Source organism: Mycolicibacterium holsaticum DSM 44478 = JCM 12374, assembly GCF_019645835.1.
Taxonomy (GTDB): Bacteria; Actinomycetota; Actinomycetes; order Mycobacteriales; family Mycobacteriaceae; genus Mycobacterium; species Mycobacterium holsaticum.
This window is the reverse complement of record NZ_CP080998.1, coordinates 3,896,861-3,918,424: the sequence shown is the minus strand read 5'-3', so window position 1 is coordinate 3,918,424 and position 21,564 is coordinate 3,896,861. Positions and strand designations below refer to the sequence as shown.

General features: G+C 66.0%; 9 protein-coding genes and 1 tRNA gene. 7 read left to right on the top strand and 3 right to left on the bottom strand.

Annotated elements, in window-relative coordinates; all coding sequences use genetic code 11:
* Window positions 1-51: 51 nt before the first annotated feature.
* Window positions 52-1,416, bottom strand: a complete 1,365-nt coding sequence (locus K3U96_RS18820) for a zinc-dependent metalloprotease (protein ID WP_069403958.1) — start codon at window positions 1,414-1,416, stop codon at window positions 52-54.
* A 134-nt stretch (window positions 1,417-1,550) separates the two neighbouring features.
* On the opposite strand from K3U96_RS18820, the gene K3U96_RS18815 reads away from it, so the two are divergent.
* The 7 genes from K3U96_RS18815 to K3U96_RS18785 all read left to right on the top strand — a co-directional run bounded on the left by K3U96_RS18815 (window position 1,551) and on the right by K3U96_RS18785 (window position 13,512).
* Window positions 1,551-2,573 (top strand): YlbL family protein, encoded by a 1,023-nt coding sequence (locus tag K3U96_RS18815; RefSeq protein WP_069403957.1) that lies wholly within the window; start codon window positions 1,551-1,553, stop codon window positions 2,571-2,573.
* 81 nt (window positions 2,574-2,654) lie between these two features.
* Complete coding sequence (locus K3U96_RS18810) at window positions 2,655-5,666, top strand: UPF0182 family protein (RefSeq protein WP_220690721.1); 3,012 nt, start codon at window positions 2,655-2,657, stop codon at window positions 5,664-5,666.
* A gap of 187 nt (window positions 5,667-5,853) precedes the next feature.
* Window positions 5,854-5,930, top strand: a tRNA-Met gene (locus tag K3U96_RS18805).
* Window positions 5,931-6,812: 882 nt separating this feature from the next.
* Window positions 6,813-7,235: an MmpS family transport accessory protein gene (locus tag K3U96_RS18800; RefSeq protein WP_230982533.1), complete on the top strand. Its 423-nt coding sequence runs from the start codon at window positions 6,813-6,815 to the stop codon at window positions 7,233-7,235.
* Window positions 7,232-10,135, top strand: coding sequence for an MMPL/RND family transporter (locus tag K3U96_RS18795; RefSeq protein ID WP_069403954.1), 2,904 nt, complete (start codon window positions 7,232-7,234; stop codon window positions 10,133-10,135). Before K3U96_RS18800 ends, K3U96_RS18795 begins: the two co-directional genes overlap by 4 nt.
* A 40-nt stretch (window positions 10,136-10,175) precedes the next feature.
* The gene (locus tag K3U96_RS18790; RefSeq protein ID WP_069403953.1) at window positions 10,176-13,034 is read left to right on the top strand and encodes an MMPL/RND family transporter; all 2,859 of its coding nucleotides are present in this window, start codon (window positions 10,176-10,178) and stop codon (window positions 13,032-13,034) included.
* A 139-nt stretch (window positions 13,035-13,173) separates the two neighbouring features.
* Window positions 13,174-13,512, top strand: coding sequence for a hemophore-related protein (locus K3U96_RS18785; protein WP_069403952.1), 339 nt, complete (start codon window positions 13,174-13,176; stop codon window positions 13,510-13,512).
* Between the two features lie 88 nt (window positions 13,513-13,600).
* On the opposite strand, the gene K3U96_RS18780 is transcribed toward K3U96_RS18785, so the two are convergent.
* Window positions 13,601-15,013 (bottom strand): condensation domain-containing protein, encoded by a 1,413-nt coding sequence (locus K3U96_RS18780; protein ID WP_220690720.1) that lies wholly within the window; start codon window positions 15,011-15,013, stop codon window positions 13,601-13,603.
* Window positions 15,014-15,074: 61 nt separating this feature from the next.
* Window positions 15,075-21,374: a sulfolipid-1 biosynthesis phthioceranic/hydroxyphthioceranic acid synthase gene (gene pks2, locus K3U96_RS18775; protein WP_220690719.1), complete on the bottom strand. Its 6,300-nt coding sequence runs from the start codon at window positions 21,372-21,374 to the stop codon at window positions 15,075-15,077.
* Between the last annotated feature and the right edge of the window lie 190 nt (window positions 21,375-21,564).

Sequence of the window (21,564 nt, the reverse complement as noted above, 5' to 3'; positions counted from 1 at the left end):
GACAAACCTTGCCACGTAGCGCGGCAATCGCCGTGCGGGTTATCCACAGCCTCAGCCGGTGGGTTCGTCGCCCTCGTCCTCAGAGCGGTTTTCCATGTCGGCGATCGCTTCTGCGATGGCACTGTCCATGCCGCTGGTGTCGCCGCCGATGATGCGGTCGATGAAACCGGCCGGTTCGTCGAGGTCCTCGGCATTGGGCAGGAGGTCCGGGTGCTGCCACACCGCATCGCGGGCGTCGGCGCCGACCGCCTCGGCCAGCCGCCGCCACAGCGCTGCGGCCTCCCGCAGCTTGCGGGGACGCAACTCCAGTCCGACCAGGGTGGCGAAGGTCTGCTCGGCGGGGCCGCCGGTGGCGCGGCGTCTGCGCAGCATCTCGGAGAGCGCTGACGTACCGGGCAGCCGGTCGCCCAACGCGTCGGCGACGACCGTCTCCACCCAGCCCTCGATCAGCGCCAGCAGCGTTTCCAGCCGCGTCAGCGCCGCCGTCTGCTCCGGCGTCGCCTTCGGCTCGAAGATGCCCTGGTTGAGCAGCTGTTCCAGCTGTGTCGGGTCGGTCAACGATGCCGGGTTGAAGCCCTGCGCGGCCTCCTCGATGCCGCTCATGTCGATCTTCATGCCCCTGGCGAACGCCTCGACGGTGTTGAGCAGCTGGCTGGACAACCACGGCACGTGGACGAACAGGCGATGATGTGCGGCCTCACGCGCGGCGAGGAAAGTCATCACCTCGCTGCGCGACTGTTCGAGACCCTCGGTCAGCGACTCGACCGCGTCCGGCATCAGCGCGGCGACCCCCTTGGGTCCCAGCGGCAGCCCGATATCGGTGGAGGTCAACACTTCTCGCGACAGCTTGCCCAGCGCCTGACCCAGTTGTGAACCGAACGCCATACCGCCCATCTGGGCCATCATCGACAGCAGCGGGCCGGCCATGCTCCTGGCTTCCTCAGGCAACGCCGACGCCCACACGGTGGAGATCTGCTCGGCCACCGGATCGCACAGCCGTTTCCACGTGCCGAGCGTGTTGTCAATCCAGTCGGTGGGTGTCCACGCCACCGCGGTGCTGGTGCCTGCCGGCAGCGCGGTCGCACCGTCGAGCCAAGTCTCGGCGAGGTGCACCGCGTCGCGCACCGCGGCGCTGGTCGCTTCGGGAACCGGCGCGACGAACCCGATCTGGCTGGACGCCAGCTGCCGGGCCAGGTCGTAGTTCACCGGACCCGACGTCTTGCCGCCGGCCATCGCGCCGCCCGCACCGCTGAACATCTCGCCGAGCCGGGTGAAGATCTGGCCGAGCTGCGACATGTCGAACTCCGACCCGCCGAACCCGAACGGGTCGCCGGCGCCGCCGGCGTCGGGGTCGTTCTTGCGCTTGTCGCGCTCCGGGTCGTCCCCGGCAGAGAAGCCAAAAGGCGGGTCAGCCATGTCCTCAACCGTACTCACCAGCACCTGATCGTGTCGCCGGGCACGTCACGCGCAGAGCGAACACCGCCGCTGCAGATCTCGCGTTGGCGGTCACGGTCCAGGACACCCACACCGCAACCTTTAGATTGGGCGGCGTGAACAGGCGGATTCTGACGTTGCTCGTCGCCCTCGTCCCGATCTTGGCGTTCGGGGTGCTGGTGTCGCTGGTGGTGGTGCCATTCGTGTCGCTCGGACCGGGCCCGACGTTCAACACCCTGGGCGAGGTCGACGGGCAGGAGGTCGTCGACATCGAAGGCACCGACGTCTATCCCACTGCCGGACACCTGAACATGACCACCGTGTCCCAGCGTGACGGCCTGACCCTGGGGCAGGCACTGGTGCTGTGGCTGTCGGGGCGTGAGCAGTTGGTGCCGCGCGAGCTGGTCTATCCGCCCGACAAGACGCGAGAAGAGATCAACGAGGCCAACACCACCGACTTCCGTCGCTCCGAGCGCAGTGCCGAATACGCCGCGCTGCTCTACCTGGACTATCCGATGGCCGTCACGGTGGAAAACGTCAACGACCCCGGGCCGTCGGCGGGCAAGCTGCACGACGGCGACGCGATCGACGGCGTCAACGGCAAGCCGGTGGCCAACCTCGAACAGTTCCAGGCGCTGATCAAACAAACCAAGCCCGGCGACACCGTCACACTGGACTACCGGCGCAAGGACGCCCCGCCCGGCGCCGCCACCATCACCATGGGCAAGCATCCCGAGGGGGAGCAGGGCTACCTCGGGATCGGCGTCCTCGACGCGCCGTGGGCGCCGTTTTCCATCGACTTCAACCTGGCCAATATCGGCGGCCCGTCGGCGGGGTTGATCTTCAGCCTCGCCGTCGTCGATAAGCTCACCCCCGGAGAGCTCAACGACGGCCAGTTCGTCGCGGGGACGGGGACCATCACCGGCGACGGCCATGTCGGAGCGATCGGCGGCATCACCCACAAGATGCTGGCCGCCCGGGACGCGGGCGCGACGGTCTTTCTGGTGCCCGCCGACAACTGCGAGGAAGCCAAGTCGGTACCCCAGGACGGTCTGGAACTGCTCAAGGTCGACACCCTCACGACGGCGGTGGACGCCTTGGAGTCCCTTTCCGCCGATGGCGAACGTCCGCACTGTTGAATCTTGGGCGCTACGCGCTTGCGTACAGTTGTTCCCACGTCGGGTGGCGACGTGAGAAATCGGCAAGACTGGAGTTGACGAGTGGGTATGCGGCCCGCGGCGGCAAGGATGCCAACGCTGACACGACGTAGCCGGATTCTCATCGCGGTCGGGGTGGCCGTCGTCCTGCTACTGCTGATCGGCCCGCGGCTGATCGACACCTACGTCGACTGGCTGTGGTTCGGTGAGCTCGGCTACCGCTCGGTGTTCACGACGGTGCTGTTCACCCAGATCGTCTTGTTCCTGGTGGTGACCCTGCTGATCGGGGCGATCGTGTTCGCCGGGCTGGCGTTGGCGTACCGCACCAGACCGGTGTTCGTGCCCACCGACGGACCCAACGATCCGGTGGCCCGCTACCGCACCGCGGTGATGACACGGCTGAAGCTGGTCGGCATCGGCGTGCCCGCGATCATCGGGTTGTTCGCCGGGCTCTTCGCCCTCGGGCAGTGGGAGACGGTGCAGCTGTTCCTGCACGGCGGCGATTTCGGCGTCACCGATCCGCAGTTCGGTAAGGATCTGGGTTTCTACGCCTTCGACCTGCCGTTCTACCGGCTGGTTCTGAACTACCTGTTCGTCGCGGCGTTCCTGGCGTTCATCGCCAACCTGCTGGGCCATTACCTGTTCGGCGGTATCCGGCTGTCGGGCCGTACCGGCGCGCTCAGCCGCTCGGCCCGGATCCAGCTGATCTCACTAGTCGGCATCCTGATGCTGCTGAAGGCGCTCGCGTACTGGATCGACCGCTACGAGCTGTTGAGCCACACCAGGGCGGCGAAACCGTTCACCGGGGCCGGCTACACCGACATCAACGCGGTGCTGCCCGCGAAGCTGATCCTGATGGCGATCGCGGTGATCTGCGCCGCGGCGGTGTTCTCGGCGATCGTGCTGCGCGACTTGCGCATTCCGGCCATCGGCGTGGTGCTTCTGCTGCTGTCTTCGCTGATCGTCGGCGCGGGCTGGCCGCTGATCGTGGAGCAGTTCAGCGTCAAACCCAATGCGGCGCAAAAGGAAAGCGAATACATCAGCCGAAGTATCGTTGCCACCAGGCAGGCCTACGGCCTGACCGACGAGGTGGTCACCTACCGCAACTACAGCGGCGACGCGCAGGCGACGGCCCAGCAGGTGGCCGCCGACCGGGCGACCACATCGAACATCCGGCTGCTCGATCCCACCATCGTCAGCCCCGCGTTCACCCAGTTCCAGCAGGGCAAGAACTTCTATTACTTCCCCGATCAGCTGTCGATGGACCGCTACACCGGACCCGACGGCAACCTGCGTGACTACGTGGTGGCGGCGCGGGAACTGAACCCGGACAGGCTGATCGACAACCAGCGCGACTGGATCAACCGGCACTCGGTTTACACCCACGGCAACGGCTTCATCGCCTCACCGGCAAACACCGTGCGCGGCATCGCCAACGACCCCAACCAGAACGGCGGATATCCGGAGTTTCTGGTCAACGCGGTCGGCCCGGACGGGAACATCAACCAGGGTCCTGCGCCGCTGGACCAACCGCGTATCTACTTCGGCCCGGTGATCGCCAACACGCCCGCCGACTACGCGATCGTCGGGGAGAACGGCGCGCCACGTGAGTACGACTTCGAGACCAGCACCGAGACGCGCAACTACACCTACACCGGCAGCGGCGGTGTCCCGGTCGGCAACTGGCTGGCCCGTTCGCTGTTCGCGGCCAAGTTCGCCGAACGAAACTTCCTGTTTTCCAACGTGATCGGTGAGAACAGCAAGATCCTGTTCAACCGCGACCCCGCCGACCGGGTGGAGGCGGTGGCGCCATGGCTGACCACCGATACCAGCGTGTACCCCGCGATCGTCAACAAGCGCATGGTGTGGATCGTGGACGGCTACACCACGCTGGACAACTATCCGTATTCGGAATCCACGGTGCTCTCGAGCGCCACCGCGGATTCCAACGAGGTGACCTTCAACCGGTTGCCACCCGACAAGCAGGTGTCCTACATCCGCAACTCGGTCAAGGCGACCGTCGACGCCTACGACGGCACCGTGACGCTGTACGCACAGGATGAGCAGGACCCGGTGCTGCAGGCGTGGATGAAGGTGTTCCCGAACACCGTTAAGCCCAAGGGCGACATCTCAGACGAGCTCGAGCAGCACCTGCGCTACCCCGAAGACCTGTTCAAGGTGCAGCGCGCGCTGCTGGCGAAATACCACGTCGACGATCCGGTCACGTTCTTCTCCACGTCGGATTTCTGGGACGTGCCGTTGGACCCGAACCCGACCGCAAGCAGCTTCCAGCCGCCGTACTACATCGTGGCAAGGGACCTCGCGGACAACGACAGCACTGCGTCGTTCCAGCTGACGACCGCGATGAACCGTTTCCGTCGTGACTTCCTGGCCGCCTACATCAGCGCCAGTTCGGATCCCGACACCTACGGCAAGCTCACGGTGCTGACGATCCCCGGCCAGGTGAACGGTCCCAAGCTGGCGTTCAACGCGATCAGCACCGACACCGCGGTGAGCCAGGACCTCGGCGTCATCGGTCGCGACAACCAGAACCGCATCCGGTGGGGCAACCTGCTCACGCTGCCGTTGGTCCAGGGCGGGCTGCTCTACGTCGCGCCGGTGTACGCATCGCCGGGCAGCAGTGACGCCGCGTCGTCGTACCCGCGCCTGATCCGCGTGGCGATGATGTACAACGACAAGGTCGGTTACGGCCCCACGGTGCGCGACGCGCTCACCGAACTGTTCGGGCCGGGTGCCGATGCGACGGCCACCGGGCCGGCGCCGACGCTGCCGGGTGGTACGCCACCCGCGGCGACGCCCGCCGACGGGGAGCCGCCGACCGCCGCGCCTCCTGCCGACCAGCAGGGCCGGGCCCCCCAAGCCCCCGCGCCGCCCGCAGCGGCGTCACCGGGTGTACCCACGCAGCTGTCGGCGGCCAAAGCCGCTGCGCTGCAGGAGGTCAACACCGCCCTTGATGCGCTGCGTCAGGCACAGCAGAGCGGCAACTTCGGTGAGTTCGGCGAGGCGCTGCAACGCCTCGACGACGCGGTGAGCAAGTACCAGACGACCAGCTAGCACCCCACCCTTCCCGCGAGCGTGCGTGTTCCCCACGCTTCGCGGTGTGCCCAGCGGTCGACACGCCGTGCCTTGGCGCGAGTCCGCGCACGCTCGTCGCGCGTTCAGCCGTGAGCGGATTCACCGACCACATTGACCGCACGATTTGGCGGTGCACGGTCGCTTGGGTAACCTTGCCCTTACCCGACGCGGGGTGGAGCAGCTCGGTAGCTCGCTGGGCTCATAACCCAGAGGTCGCAGGTTCAAATCCTGTCCCCGCTACCAAAGATCATGTCTCGGGACATCGACTACCGATGTCCCGAGACATGTTTTTCGGCCGATTCGGGTGAGCCGAGCCCGCGTATCCGGTCATTGCTGGATTCGTCGATCCGGTCGGTTGGCGTATCGCCGCACCCGACGCCAGCGCGTGGGCCGCGCGTCGACCAGTCTGGGCGGTCCACCCTTCCGCGCGGCAACCTACTCGCCGTTGCCAGAAGCAGATCCATGCGGCGCAATTCCCGTGCCGCCGCTATTCGGCATCGCCGACCGAAGAATCCGGGCCGATAACGCCGGAGGTTAAGAGTCGGGTGCCGAAAACTCCAGGACGGAAACGGTGTGTGCGGCCGGGACGCCCAGGGGGCGCCACGGGCCGGGGCGACACGTATTGCGAGCGAATACTCATTTCCCGCAATCGAACACACAGGACGGCCGGCCAGTCCCGAGAACGAAAGGGTGCGTTGGCGCCGACCGTTTGCAACGGGCACATCGCGCGTCCCGAGCGCGATGAGATCGTCGCGGCTGGTGGCGTTTGTCGCTTCGGCGCGGGCGCATTCCAAAGAGCGGTGACGCCAAATCAGAGCACCAACGACATAATTTGCGGATGTGCTGAGAGAATATCCGGACCGGGGGTAACACGCAGGAGGTATGCATTACGATCGCGTCGGGCATGACCGGATTTCGGAGGCACCGACATGGAACACTCTCCGGGACCGAGTCGCGCACCCGGAGGCGCCGCGCATTTGCGGTGACCGCCACACGGCTCACCTGCGCGACTCCGCGTTCTAGGTAGCGCCGTTTGGCGTGTCGCACCAAGTGTGTAGTTGCATGAACGACCGAGCGGCCGCATGGCACCAGGACTGAGAACAGAAGGGATCTGACATTTTCAGGATTCTGAGGCGGCTGTGGATTCCGCTCGTCATCGCGATAGTGGCCGTCGCCGGTGGCTTTACCGTGTCGCGGTTACATAACGTCTTCGGCAACGAGCATCGGCCGACGTATGCCAGCACGGAAACTGAGCAGCGCCGACCCCACAATCCCAAGCACCTGACCTACGAGATATTCGGCCCACCGGGGTCTGTAGCGGACATCAGCTACTTCGACGACAACGCCGACCCACAGCGGATCGAAGGGGCCCCGCTGCCGTGGACGCTGGATTTCCCGATCACGGAGGCGACGGCGATGGGAAGCATCTCTGCGCAGGGAACGGGTGACACCATCGGGTGCCGCATCACGGTGGGCGACAAGGTCGAAGCCGAACGAGTCCGGCACGGAGTCAGCGCGTTCACCTTCTGCGTGCTGAAGGCCGCATGACGCACCCCAGCGATCCCAAGACGGAGCCGTTGCGCACGGCCAAACGTCCGCCGTTCGTGGCAAAACTGGTCCACCGCTTCTCGGTGCCGATCATTCTCGGGTGGTTGGCGGTCGCTGTGCTCCTCACCATGGGGGTCCCCTCGCTGGAGATGGTCGAGAAGCAGCATCCGGTCGAGATGAGCCCGACCGCCGCGCCGTCGTTCCAGGCGATGCAGCGCATGGGCGCGGTGTTCGACGAAGCCAACTCCGGTGCCGTGGCGATGATCGTTTTCGAGGGTCAGCAGCCCCTCGGCGACGACACCCATGCGTACTACGACGAGCTGGTCAAGGCGCTGCGCGATGACACGACACATGTGCAGCACGTTCAGGACTTCTGGGGCGATCCGATCACCCAGGGCGCCGCCCAGAGTGCCGACGGTAAGGCCGCCTATGTCCAGGTGAACCTCGCCGCCAACCGCGACGGCGTCACGGTGAACGAATCCCTGCGGGCCATCCGCGACATCGTGGACCGCACGCCACCGCCGAACGGGGTGGAGGCGTTTGTCACCGGCCCCGCGGCGTTCGCCGCCGACCTGGGTCCGGCGGGCAACCGGACGGTGCTGCTCGTGACATCGTTGAGTTTCGCGGTGATCTTCACGATGCTGCTGCTGGTCTACCGCTCGGTCATCACCGTCGTTCTGCTGCTGTTGATCGTCGTCGTCGAACTGATCATCGCCAGGGGTACGGTCGCATTCCTCGGTGATCTGGAAGTCATTGGCATCACCACGTTTGTCGTCAACCTGCTGGTACCGCTCGCGATCGCGGCAGGCACCGATTACGGCATATTTTTCACCGGCCGATATCAGGAGGCACGTCAAGCCGGCGAGGATCGGGAAACCGCCTTCTACACCACCTATCACAGCGTCGCCAAGGTGGTATTGGCGTCCGGCTTCACGATCGCCGGCGCGGTCTTGTGCCTGCGCTTCACCAGGCTGCCCGTTTACCAGACGCTTGGCGTCCCCACCGCTGTGGGTATGGTCATCGCCGTTCTGGTGGCGGTGACGCTGGTTCCGGCCGTTATCGCCGCAGGAAGCCGAATCGGGCTCTTCGAGCCGAAACGAAAACTCGCGACCCGTCGTTGGCGGCGGGTCGGTACCGCGGTGGTTCGGTGGCCGGCGCCCATCCTGGCCGCAACGCTCGCGGTCTCGCTCATCGGCCTGCTGGCACTGCCGGGATATCAGGCCAGCTACAACGACCAGGCATATCTTCCGAAAGACATCCCCGCCAGCGTGGGATACGCAGCCGCGGAACGACATTTCCCGCAGTCGCTGATGATGGCCCCCGACATTCTGCTGATCGAGGCCGACCACGACATGCGTAACTCGGCGGACTTTTTGGTCCTGAACAAACTGGCCAAAGCCGTGCAAGGCGTGGAAGGTGTGTCCCGGGTACAAGCGGTGACCCGGCCAGGGGGCGAGCCGCTGAACAACACCACGATTCCGTTCATGCTCAGCATGAGCAGCGCGAGCCAATCACAGTTGTTGCCGTTCCAGAAGGCGCGGATGGATGACCTGCTGGTCCAGGCCGACGACATGCTCGAGACGATCGCCATCATGAAGCGCATGCAGGCGCTGACCGAAGAAATGGTCAGCACCACCCATGACATGGTCGCGAAAACGCATGAGCTGGAAGACATCACCAACCAACTGCGCGATAACGTCGCGAATTTCGACGACTTCTTCAGGCCAATTCGAAATTATCTGTACTGGGAACCGCACTGCTACAACATTCCGCTGTGCTTCGCGGTGAGATCCGTTTTCGACACCCTCGACGGTGTCGACCAAATCACCGCGAAGCTGCGCGGGCTGGTCGACAACCTCGATCGGCTGGACAAAATCCTGCCGCAGATGGCCGAGCAGTTCCCGGTGATGATCGAGACCATGCGCTCGACGCGGGAAATGATGCTGACGATGCACAGCACCATGTCCGGCATCCTCGCCCAGATGGAGGAGACGAACGACAACGCCACCGCCATGGGCAAGGCGTTCAACGCCGCCAAGAACGACGACTCGTTCTATCTGCCGCCGGAAGTCTTCGACAACGAGGATTTCAAACGGGTGATGAATGTCTTTCTGTCCCCGGACGGCAAGGCGGCTCGCATGCTCATCTCTCAGCGGGGCGACCCCGCGACGACGGAGGGCATGTCGCGGGTCGATCCGATCCTCACCGCGGCGCAGGAGGCGCTCAAGGGAACCCCGCTGCAAAGTGCCGACATCTATCTGACCGGCACCGCGGCATCGGTCAAGGACATCGTCGAAGGCTCGACGTACGACCTTTTGATCGCGGCGACCGCCGCGCTCTGCCTGATCTTCTGCATCATGCTGATCATCACGCGAAGTTTCATCGCCGCGCTGGTGATCGTTGGCACGGTGGCGCTTTCGCTGGGTGCGGCATTCGGGCTCTCGGTGCTGATCTGGCAACACATCCTCGGCATACCACTGAACTGGGTGGTGCTGGCGATGTCGGTGATCATCTTGTTGGCGGTCGGCTCGGACTACAACCTGCTGCTGGTGTCGCGGATGAAAGAGGAGATAGGTGCCGGGTTGAACACCGGCATCATCCGGGCCATGGGCGGCAGCGGCAAGGTGGTGACGGCCGCGGGCCTGGTGTTCGCCTTCACCATGTTGTCGATGGTGGTCAGCGACCTGCAGACCATCGGGCAGCTGGGGTCGACGATCGGCGTCGGGCTGTTGTTCGACACGTTGGTGGTTCGCGCGTTCATGACGCCGTCGATCGCCGCGCTGCTGGGCCGGTGGTTCTGGTGGCCGCTACAGGTGCATCCACGGCCAGCTTCGGCGGCACGGCGCACAAGGGGACCGCGTCCGCTGGTGCGTTCCCTGCTGCAGAAGGATGAGCGCTGACCGCAATGAACGCGTTTACCTCGGCTTCGTTGAAGGCCGCATGAGCGACCAGAAAGTCGACGACCGCCGCCCGTTCGTGGCTCGCACCATCTACCGGTTTTCGGTACCGATCATCATCGGGTGGTTGATCCTCGTCGCCATCGCGACCTTCCTCATCCCGTCGCTGGAACAGGTCGGTCGGGACAGCTCCGTGTCGGTGATCCCCAAGGACGCACCGTCGTTCCGCGCGATGCAGCGCATGGGTGAGGTTTTCCAGGAATCCGATTCCGACAGCATGGCGATGATCATCATCGAGGGCGACCGGCCGCTCGGTGCGGACGCACACCTCTACTACGACGAATTGATTCGTCAGCTGCGCGACGACCCCAGGCATGTCCAGCATGTCCAGGACTACTGGGGGGATCCGCTCACCGCGGCGGGGGTAGAGAGCTCCGACAGTATGGGCGCCTACGTCCAGTTGAACCTCGCCGGTAACCAAGGCGAAGCCCTGTCCAACGAGTCCGTGGAAGCCATCCGCGACATCGTCGAACGGACGCCCGCGCCGCCGGGGGTCCGCGCCTACGTCACGGGGCCCGCGCCGCTGATCGCGGACATGAACCACGCCGGTGACAAGTCGATCATCACGATCACCATGGTGACGCTCGCGGTGATCTTCACGATGTTGCTTTTCGTGTACCGCTCGGTCATCACCGTCATCCTCTTGCTGCTCATGGTCGGAATCCAGGTGCAGGCGGCCAGGGGAGTGGTCGCATTTCTCGGCGATAACGAAGTCCTCGGGCTTTCGACCTTTGCGGTGAACCTGCTGGTATCGCTGGGCATCGCGGTCGGAACCGATTACGGCATATTCTTCACCGGCCGCTATCACGAGGCGCGCCAAGCCGGCGAGGACCGGGAAACGGCGCTCTACACCACGTATCGCAGCGTCGCGAAGGTGGTCCTGGCCTCCGGTTTGACGATCGCCGGAGCGATTTTCTGTCTCAGCTTCACCCGGCTGCCGTATTTCCAGACCATGGGCATACCTTCCGCGGTGGGCATGGTCGTCGCGGTCGCGGTGGCGCTCACGTTGATCCCGGCCGTCATCTCGGTCGGAAGCCGGTTCGGGCTGTTCGAGCCCAAGCGGAAGGTCATGGTGCGCCGATGGCGACGGTTGGGCACCGCGATCGTTCGATGGCCCGGGCCCGTTCTCATCGCATCCTGCGCGGTCGCGCTCATCGGACTGTTGGCGCTGCCGGGTTACAAAACCAGCTACGACGACCGGCTGTACGTGCCGCAGGACATTCCGGCAAACGAGGGATATGCGGCCGCCGAGCGACACTTCCCCGAGTCGCGAATGATGCCGGACATCCTCATCCTCGAGGCCGACCATGACATGCGCAATCCGACCGATTTCGTGGTGCTGCACAAACTCGCCAAGAGCATCTTCGCCGTTCCCGGCATCGCGTCGGTGCAGACGATAACCCGGCCCGAGGGAACCCCGATCGAGCGCACGTCGATTCCGTTTCAGATCAGCCTGCAAAGCGCCGGCATGATGCAGATCCTTCCGTTCGGGAAGGAACGCATCGACGGGATGCTCGATCAGGTCGAGAACATGAACAAAATGATCAGCCAAATGGAGCGCACGTATTCTCTGATGACGCAGATCAGCGACATCACTCATCAAACGACACTGATGAACAAGGAAATATCAGTGGTCACCGATGAGTTGCGCGACAATATCGCCAATTTCGACGACTTCTTCCGGCCCATCCGCAACTATCTGTTCTGGGAACCGCACTGCTACAACATTCCCGTCTGCTGGGCGTTGCGGTCCGTCTTCGAGGGGCTCGACGGCACCGACCAGATCAGCGTTCAAATGCACCAGATCCTCGAGCACGTCGACAAGCTCGACCTTCTCCAGCAGGACCTGATCACGCAGTTCCCGCCGATGATCGCCACCATGAAGGCGATGCGGACGATGATGCAGACGATGTACAGCACCATGTCGGGCATGTTCGCGCTGATCGACGACTCGATTCATGACGCCACGGCGCTGGGTAAGGCGTACGACGCCGCCCAAAACGACGACTCGTTCTATCTGCCGCCCGAAGTCTTCGAGAACGAGGACTTCAAACGCGCCATGGACCTGTTCTTCTCACCGGACGGAAAGGCGCTGCGCCTGATCATCACGCATCGTGACGATCCGGGGACACCCGAGGGCATCTCGCGGGTCGACGCGGTGCGAACCGCAGCCCAGGAGGCCCTCAAGGTCACCCCGCTCGAGCACGCCCAGATCCATCTCGCCGGGGCGGCGCCCACATTCAAAGATCTCCGAGACGGGTCTGCCTACGACCTTCTCATTGCGGCGACCGCGGCGATGTGCCTGATCTTTTCCATCATGCTGATCATCACGCGAAGTTTCGTCGCCGCGCTGGTGATCGTTGGCACGGTGGCGCTTTCGCTGGGTGCGGCATTCGGGCTCTCGGTGCTGATCTGGCAGCACATCCTCGGTATCGAGTTGCACTGGCTGGTGCTGGCGATGTCGGTGATCATCTTGTTGGCGGTCGGTTCGGACTACAACCTGCTGCTGGTGTCGCGGATGAAAGAGGAGATAGGTGCCGGGTTGAACACCGGCATCATCCGGGCCATGGGCGGCAGCGGCAAGGTGGTGACGGCCGCGGGCCTGGTGTTCGCCTTCACCATGTTGTCGATGGTGGTCAGCGACCTGCGCATCATCGGGCAGGTGGGGTCGACGATCGGCATGGGGCTGTTGTTCGACACGTTGGTGGTGCGTGCGTTCATGACGCCGTCGATCGCCGCGCTGTTGGGCCGGTGGTTCTGGTGGCCGCTGCGGGTGCACCCACGGCCTGTCGCCGCGGCCCGGCGCCTTCGCTCCCGAGACCAAAGTGCCTCGGTCAGCTAACGCTTATCGAGGAGCCGGCGATATAGGGGTAACGGGCTTACCGGTCGGGTAGCCCGTTCCCAAAAAGTTTGGGGAGATCCCGGGTTGGCCACTAGAGTCTGTACGGTCGGGGATCACTTGTCAGGGAGGAATTCTGTACATGATCCAACTGTCGATGACGAAACTGGCTGTTGTGGTCGGCGGTGTCGCACTGTCGCTGAGTGCCGGGGCCGGCGTCGCTTCCGCGGCTCCTGATCTGGGCCCGGCCATCAACACCACGTGCACCTACCCGCAATTGGTTGCGGCGCTTCAGGCGCAGAACCCGCAGGTCGCCGCGGCGTTCAACAAGACGCCGATCGTGCAGCGGGGTCTGAACGAGTTCCTCGCCGCTGGGCCGGAGCAGCGGGCGAAGACGGCACAGCATGTGGTGTCCGCGCCGCAGATGCAGCCGTACCTCCCGGCGATCGAAGGCGCCTTCCGCACCTGCAATAACTTCTGACAGTGATTGACCGGAACGGGCGGCGGCCTCCTGTGGCTCCGCCCGTTCCGAGTTAGTCTCCGGGTTAGTCTCCGGGTTAGTCTCCGGGTTAGTCGATGTGGCCGGTCAGCCCGAAGTCGGCCATCGTGCGCTTGGCTAGTTCACGCAACGCGGGTTTGGTGTTCTCCCCGCCGGGTTGATAGGCGCCGACGCTGATGAAGATCTTGCCGTTGATGCGCCCCGACAAGATGATCATCCGGCCACCGATCTGTTCGAGGAACCGCCGACTTTCGCGCTGCCCGGTTCCTCGGGCGTTCTCGTACTCGGCGACCGTGCCTGCTGGGCAGCCGATCAGCGAGTGCAGATCGCCCAGGTAGGAACAGAACACCGGTTGATCGGGATCGGCGGGCATCCTGGCGACCATCCGCTTTAACGCCCGGTCCGGCGTGAACGAGGGCAACCACAGCAACTGCTTGGACTTGTCGGGCGTCTCCTTCAACGTCCGCAGCGTCTGTTTGATGGTGGCCCGGATATCGCTCAGGTCCGTCGTCACCGGGGTCGGGTCGACGGTGACACGTGCATACGACAGCGCCATCGCGCGGGTATCTTCCTCGGTGCGGTCGCTGATCGGGATTTGCAGCGTCACCGCACCGTCATCGGCGCGTCGTCGTCCGATCCGCTCCCCGAACTTCGCGGCAAACGCGGCGGCCATCGTGTGACTCGCTCCGCCGAGTCGCGCCGCGCAGGCGTCCCAGTCGTCCAGATCGATGTAGATCGTGATGGCCGGCACGAGGACGATTTCATCGTCGCCGCGGACGGCGACCGTACGTGCCGGCCGCCGCGGACGCTCCTTACGGGGTTGGGCACGGGCCTGTTCTCGGGCCAGGCGTGCGCCGGTGGTGAGGGCCCGGGCCAGCTCGGGCAGGTCCCGCGCCGTTTGTCGGGCGTCTTGAAGCACGGCGCGCGCCCGGGTGCGTGACTGCGGCAGCGGATAGCCAAGGTCGCGCGTCTTACCGAGCACCGCTTCGACGATCACCAGGGCGAGACCGAGGCCGTCGATCAGGTTGTGCGACAGCACCAGGCTGATCCCGGTCGAACCGTCCGTCAGGGGAACCACGCCGAGATGCCAGCCCGGCCCATTTTCGGGATCGATGAGAAGTTGTGAGCGTTCATCCACCCAGTCGCTGAGTTCAGCTCGGGGACGGGGGTTCTCGGCGATATCGATATCCGACGGCCCGCGATCGACAACCCATCGATGCCGCGCCATCGAGAGCGCCGGACGCTCGATGCGCCGTCCCAGCAGGCCCTGACCGAGGTGATAGTGGAAACGCCGCAGCGCATCGATGTCGATCGGGTGCTCATAGACCCAGGTGACCTGGATGATGACGTTCATGTCGGCGGCATGATGTTCGGCCAGCAAGGCTTCGTCGGCTACTGCGAGCCGATTGTCGGGCCGCGCACCGGCTTTGGACGCGCGGCGTTCTCGCCGGGATTCGCGCGCACGACGGATCCGCCCAGCCACCAATCAGCCTCCTTCGAATGCAGCCGGCAGTTGCGGCTTCGTTACGTTGCGGCAGAGGCGATCACCCCACCGCCGACACGGTCTGCTCACTGGCCAGCGTATCGGCCAGGTGCTTGCCGAGCGCACGCGCGGTGTTGTGCGCGGCAATGGCCTTGGGTGTCACCCGTATTCCGGTCTCCGACTCGATGCGGTTACGCAGTTCCAGGAACCCCAGCGAGTCCAGGCCGTGATCCGGGAACGAGTGGTCGGGGTCGACCGTGCGGCGCAGGATGAGGCTGGCCTGCTCGGTCACCAGGCGCCGCAGCCGCGTCGGCCACTCTTCTCGGGGCAGCGTCAGCAACTCGGCCCGCACAGCGGCAGTGTCGTGCTGCGCTTCGCCTGCGGTCTTGAACGCCTCGGCGAACGGGCTGCGCGCGACGAGCGCATTGAACAACGGCGTGCCCTTGGTGGGCATATAGCCGGTGTAGCCGCGGTCGTGACGCAGCAGCGTCTGGAAGGCGTGCGCACCCTCCTGCGGGGTGATCATCGTGGTGTGGCCTTCCTCCAAGGACGCGGCGCGGCCGACCTCGGCCCACGCGCCCCAGGCGATCGTGGTGGCCGGCAGGCCTTCGGCCTGGCGCCAGTGGGTGAAGGAGTCCAGCCAGCTGTTGGCCGCGGCGTACGCCCCCTGCCCCGGTGAGCCGAGCAGTGCGGCCGCCGAGGAGAAACAGCAGAACCAGTCCAGCGGCTGGTCGGACGTCGCCTTGTGCATGTGCCAGGCGCCGTAGACCTTGGCCACCCAGTCCCGCTCGATCAGGTCGTCGGTCATCGTGGTCAGCGTGGCGTCTTCCACCACGGCCGCGGCGTGCAGCACGCCGCGGACCGGCAGCCCGGTCGCGGTGGCGGCGGTGACGAGACGTCCCGCCGTTGCGGGATCGGCGATGTCACCGCACTCCACGTGGATGTCGGTGCCGTTCTTCCGCAGATCCGCAATCGCCTGCTGCGCAGCAGCGGTCGGCTGTGAGCGGCTGCTCAGCACGATGCGGCCGCAGCCCGCCGAGGCCATCTCGGCGGCGAGGAACAATCCCAGGCCGCCAAGGCCCCCGGTGATGATGTAGGCGCCGTCGGGCCGAAAGATACGTACCTGCTCGGGCGGCAGCGCCACGGTGCTCGACCCGCTGCGCGGGATGTCGAGCACCAGCTTGCCTGCGTGTTCAGCCGCGCTCATCACGCGTATCGCGGTGGCCGCCTCGGCTAGCGGGTAGTGCGTGCGCTGCGGTGGCGGCAACTCACCAGTGGCGACGAGCCCGTACACGCGGCGCAGCAGATCCCCGACCCGCTCGGGACGGCTGTCGACCATCAGCGCCAGATCGACGTAGTGGAACGTCAGGTTGCGGCGGAAGGGATACATGCCCAGCCGGGAATTGGCGTAGACATCCAGCTTGCCGATTTCCACGAACCGCCCGTCGATGGCCAGCAGTTCGAACCCGGCACGCTGCGCGGCTCCGGTGAGGGAGTTGAGCACGATGTCAACGCCAGCAACGTCGCAGCCATCGGTGTCGCGGCGGATCAGGTCGGCGAACTCGGTGCTGCGCGAGTCATACACATGCTCGATACCCATGTCGCGCAACAGCTCCCGGCGCCCGGGGCTGCCTGCGGTGGCGAAGATCTCGGCTCCCGCCGCGCGGGCGATCGCGATGGCGGCCTGGCCGACACCGCCGGTGGCCGAATGGATCAACACCCGATCACCGGCCGCGATCCGGGCTTGGTCGTGCAGCCCGTACCAGGCGGTGGCGTACGCGGTGGTCGTCGCGGCCGCAACCTCATCGGTCAGGCCGGGCGGAAGTGCCACGGCGGCACGGGCGTCACAGGTGACGAACGTGGCCCAGCAGCCGTTCCTCGAGAAACCGCCGACGTGGTCACCGATCCGATGATCGGTGACGCCGGGCCCGACCGCAGTCACCACACCTGCGAAGTCGGTGCCCGGCTGCGGCAGACGTCCTTCGAGGCTGGGGTACTGGCCGAATGCCACCAGTACATCGGCGAAGTTGATGCTGGACGCGGTGACCGCGACCTCGATCTCGCCCGGTGCCGGTGGGACACGTTCGGCAGCAACGAGTTCCATCGTTGCCAAATCCCCGGGAGTGCGGATCTGCAGGCGTACACCTTCGGTTTCGTGGTTCACCGTGGTGACGCGGCGCTCTTCTGGCCGCAGCGGCGTGGGCTGCAGCCTGGCCACATACCAGTCGCCGGCGCGCCACGCGGTTTCGTCCTCGTCGGATCCGGACAGCAGTTCGAGCGCCACCTTCTCGGGGTCGCAGTCGGCGTCCACGTCGATCTGGGTGGCACGCAACTCCGGATGTTCGGCGCCCACCACACGGACCAGACCGCGCAGTCCGCCCTGATCGAGGTTGGGCCGGTCGTGCTCCACGACGGTCTGCGCGCCCTGGGTCAGCACGTAGAGACGCGGCGGTTCCCCTGGCAGTTCGGTGAGTTCGCGGGCGATCCGCACCAGCGCAGAGACGTGCGCACGGGCGCGGGTCAACCCGTCGTCGTCGATATCGCCCACCGTCGGGCCGAACACGACGACAACGCCGTTGACAGCGCTCGCCTTCAGCCGGCCGCCCAGTTGTTCCGCACCGGCAACTTGGTCGGCGCCCTCCGGCCAGCTGAACCAGTCACACTGTGCACCAAGGCCTTTCATGGCGTCCAGGAGCTTGGTCGTCAGGGACTCCCCGGTGGCTGCGGTGGTGATCAACAGCCACTCGCCCGCAGCGGGGTCGGTCAAGGCCAACGGTTCGCTTCGCCGCCATTCGACCGCGAGCAGCCGTTCGGCGAGTACCCGTTCGGCGTCGCTGCCTTCGGCGCTGCTGCCCAGCCGGAACCCCTGCATGGTCAACACCGGCGCCCCGGCCGCGTCGAGGACGTCGATGTCGGCCTCGATGCCCGTTCCGTCCTGCCGGTTCAACCGGACCAGGCAGAACCGTGGTTTGCCTGCCGGATCGCTGATGCGCAGCCGGCGAATCCCCAACGGCACCAGCAGGTCGGCGTCGCCTGCGGCGGCGACGGCCGGATGCGCGGCAACGGACTGGAAGCAGGCGTCGAGTAGCGCCGGGTGGATGCCGTAGGCGCTCTGCTGGGCCCGAAGCGTCCGGGGCAGCGCGATCTCGGCGACCAGCGTGGGCGCGTCCTGCGCGGTGTGGGCAGCGACCAGGCTCGCGAACGCCGGCCCCAACTGCACCCCGCGGGACGCGAACAGCTGTCGCAGCTCGTCACCTTCCATGCGCGACGGGTGGGCGGCGAGCAGCGCAGCGACGTCGTGAGGCTGCGATGCCGGCTCCGTGTCGGCTCCGTGCAGGCGGGCGACGGCCCGCCGCGTGTGCTCACCTTCGTGGTCGGTCACCACTTCGAACTCGACGACGCCGGGCGTCTCGACAGACGCGATGGTGGTGATCGGGGTCTGTTCGTCCAGCATCAGCATCTGCTCGAAGCTGATGTCGCGGACCTCGGAGTTCTCCCCGAGCACGGTGCGCGCTGCCGACAGCGCCATCTCGCAGTAGGCCGCCCCGGGAAGGGCGGGCACGTTGTGCACCTGATGGTCACCCAGCCATGGCAGCGCCGCGGTGCCGACCTCACCCTGCCAGGCGTGGCGCTCCGGTTCTTCGGGCAGACGCACATGCGCGCCGAGCAGTGGATGCACCGCCAGGCTCCGGGTACCCAAACCCAGCGCCTGCGGGCTGCGGCCGCCGGAACTGATGCGCAGCTGCCGGTGGGTCCACGCAGGCAACGGGGCGTCGACCAGCCGGCCGCTCGGGTAGAGCGCCGTGAAATCGACTGCGGCACCGGCACAATGCAGGTTCGCCAGGAATTCACGCAGGCCGTGCGGTAGCTCCTGCTCGCGCAGCAGGCACGGCAGTGCCTGTGCCGAGATGTCGCCCGCCTTCGCCGTCTGTTCCACGGCGCGGGTCAGCAGGGGGTGCGGTGAGAGCTCTGCGAAAACCCGGTGGCCGTCTTCGAGCGCGGCCTGCACGGCGTCGGCGAACCGCACCGGGCGACGCAGGTTGTCCACCCAGTAGCGGGCGTCGAAGGCCGGGTCGTGTCGCGGATCGTCCGACGTCGCCGAGTAGTACGGCACCGAAGGCGTCATCGGGGTGAGTTCGGCCAACGCATCGGTGAGCTCGGCGAGGATGGGATCGACCTGCGGTGAGTGCGACGCGACGTCCACCGCCACCTCACGTGCGGTGATGTCGTGGCGCTCCCACATCGCGACGAGGTCCCGCACCGTCTCGGTCGCCCCGCCGATGACGGTGGACTCGGGCGAGGCGATCACCGACACGACGACATCGGCAAGGTTGCGCGCCGCCAACTCCTCGCTCACACGTCGCGCAGGCAGCTCCACCGAGGCCATCGCCCCGGCGCCGGCGATGGTGGCCAGCAACCGCGAGCGGCGGCAGATGACGCGCACCCCGTCCTCGAGCGAGAGCCCGCCGGCGACGACCGCCGCCGCGGCTTCGCCCATCGAATGCCCGACGACCGCGCCGGGGCTGACGCCATAGGAGCGCATCGCGGCGGCCAGCGCGACCTGCATGGTGAACAGGGTCGGCTGGACGCGGTCGATACCGGTCACAGTCTCGGGCGCCGACATCGCCTCGGTGACGGAGAATCCCGCTTCGGCCGCGATCAACGGCTCTGCCGCCGCCACCGTGGCGGCGAACACCGGCTCGGTCTCGAGCAGCGCCGCGCCCATCGCCGCCCACTGCGAACCCTGGCCGGAGAACACCCACACGGGTCCCCGGTCGTCCTGGCCGACGGCGGCCGGATAAGAGATGCCGCTCTCGGCGACCTCCTGTAAACGCGCAGTCAGCTCTGCGACGTCGGCGGCGACCACCGCCGCGCGCACCGACCGGTGTCCACGCCGGCGTGCCAGGGTATAGGCCAGATCGGCGGGCACCAGCTGATCGGCGCGGGCGCCCACCCACTCGGCGAGCTGCGCGGAGGTACGGTGCAGCGCTTCGCTCGAGCTGGCCGACAGTGCGAACACCAGCGAGCCGGCTGGAACGACCGGCACCTCCTGGTTGGCGCCGGCAGGGGCCTCCTCGAGTACGGCATGCACGTTCGTGCCGCTCAAGCCGTACGACGAAACGGCGGCCCGGCGTGGTTGCTCGTCCTGTTGGGAAGGCCACGGTGTGGCCGCCATCGGCACGAACAAGCCCGTTTCGATCTTGGCGAGGTCGTCGGGCAGCCGGGTGAAATGCAGCGACGGCGGGACCACCCCGTGTTGCAGCGCGAGCGCGGCCTTGATCAACCCCAATGTGCCTGCGGCGCCTTCGGTGTGCCCGAAGTTGCTCTTGGCCGATCCGAGCGCGCACTCCCGCCCGTCGGTGCCATACACCCGGGCCAGGCTGCCGAACTCGATCGGGTCACCCACCCGGGTGCCGGTGCCGTGGGCCTCCACCATGCCAACCGTTGCGGGGTCGACTCCTGCGGCGGCCAGCGCGGCCCGGTACGCGTTGGCCTGGGCTTCCAGCGACGGCCGGGAGATGGTTTTGGTGCGGCCGTCGTGGTTGGCTGCCGTGCCGCGCACCACCGCGAGGATCCGGTCGCCATCACGCAGCGCGTCGGGCAGCCGCTTGAGCAACACCACGGCGCAGCCCTCGGACCGTACGAAGCCGTCCGCGGCGGCGTCGAACGAGTGGCAACAGCCGGTGGGGGAGTACATGCCCAGCGCCGAACCCGCGGTGTTCATGATGCCCGAAATCAGCGTGTTGACCCCGCCCGCCAGCGCCAGGTCGCTTTCGCCTTCGTGCAGACTGCGACACGCCAAATGCAGGGTCAGCATTCCGGTCGAACACGCGGAATCCACCGTCAATGCCGGACCGTGCGCACCCAGCCAGTACGCGATGCGACCGGAAGCCATGCTGGGCGTATTGCCGGGGTAGGCGTAGGCGTCGTGCACGGCGCCGGATTCATACGTCAGCACGACGTGGTCGTCGTGGACCACCCCCACGAAAACGCCTGTCTTGGATCCGAACAGCGAGCGCGGGTCCAGGCCGGCATGCTCGATGGCCTCCCACGACGTCTCCATCAGCAGCCGGTGGTTGGGGTCCATGTAGGTCGCCTCATGCGTCCGCAGGCCGAAGAACGAAGCGTCGAAACCCCAAATGTCGTCGAGGAATCCGCCGTATCGCGTCACGGACTTGCCGGGCACGCCGGGTTCGGGGTCATAGAACTCGTCGACATCCCAGTGATCGGCGGGGATCTCGGTCACCAGATCGTCGCCCCGCAGCAGCGCCTCCCACAACTTCTCCGGTGACGAGATGCCGCCGGGAAGTCGGCAGGCCATGCCGATCAGTGCGATAGGAGTGACGAGAGCGTCCCCCATAGCCCTTCACCTTCTTTCGAGCGATATTTCAGCAGGCGCGGCCGTAATCCGACACATGGCGGGTTGTTCACGAGGTCGTTCCGACGGCCGTTCGTTCAAAGTCAAACTAGCCGAGTCGACGGCGTGGCCTGACCGCTTTGCTGCGATGATGTGGCGAAATCCACTCTGTTTGCGGGTGCCCGCCCAGTAT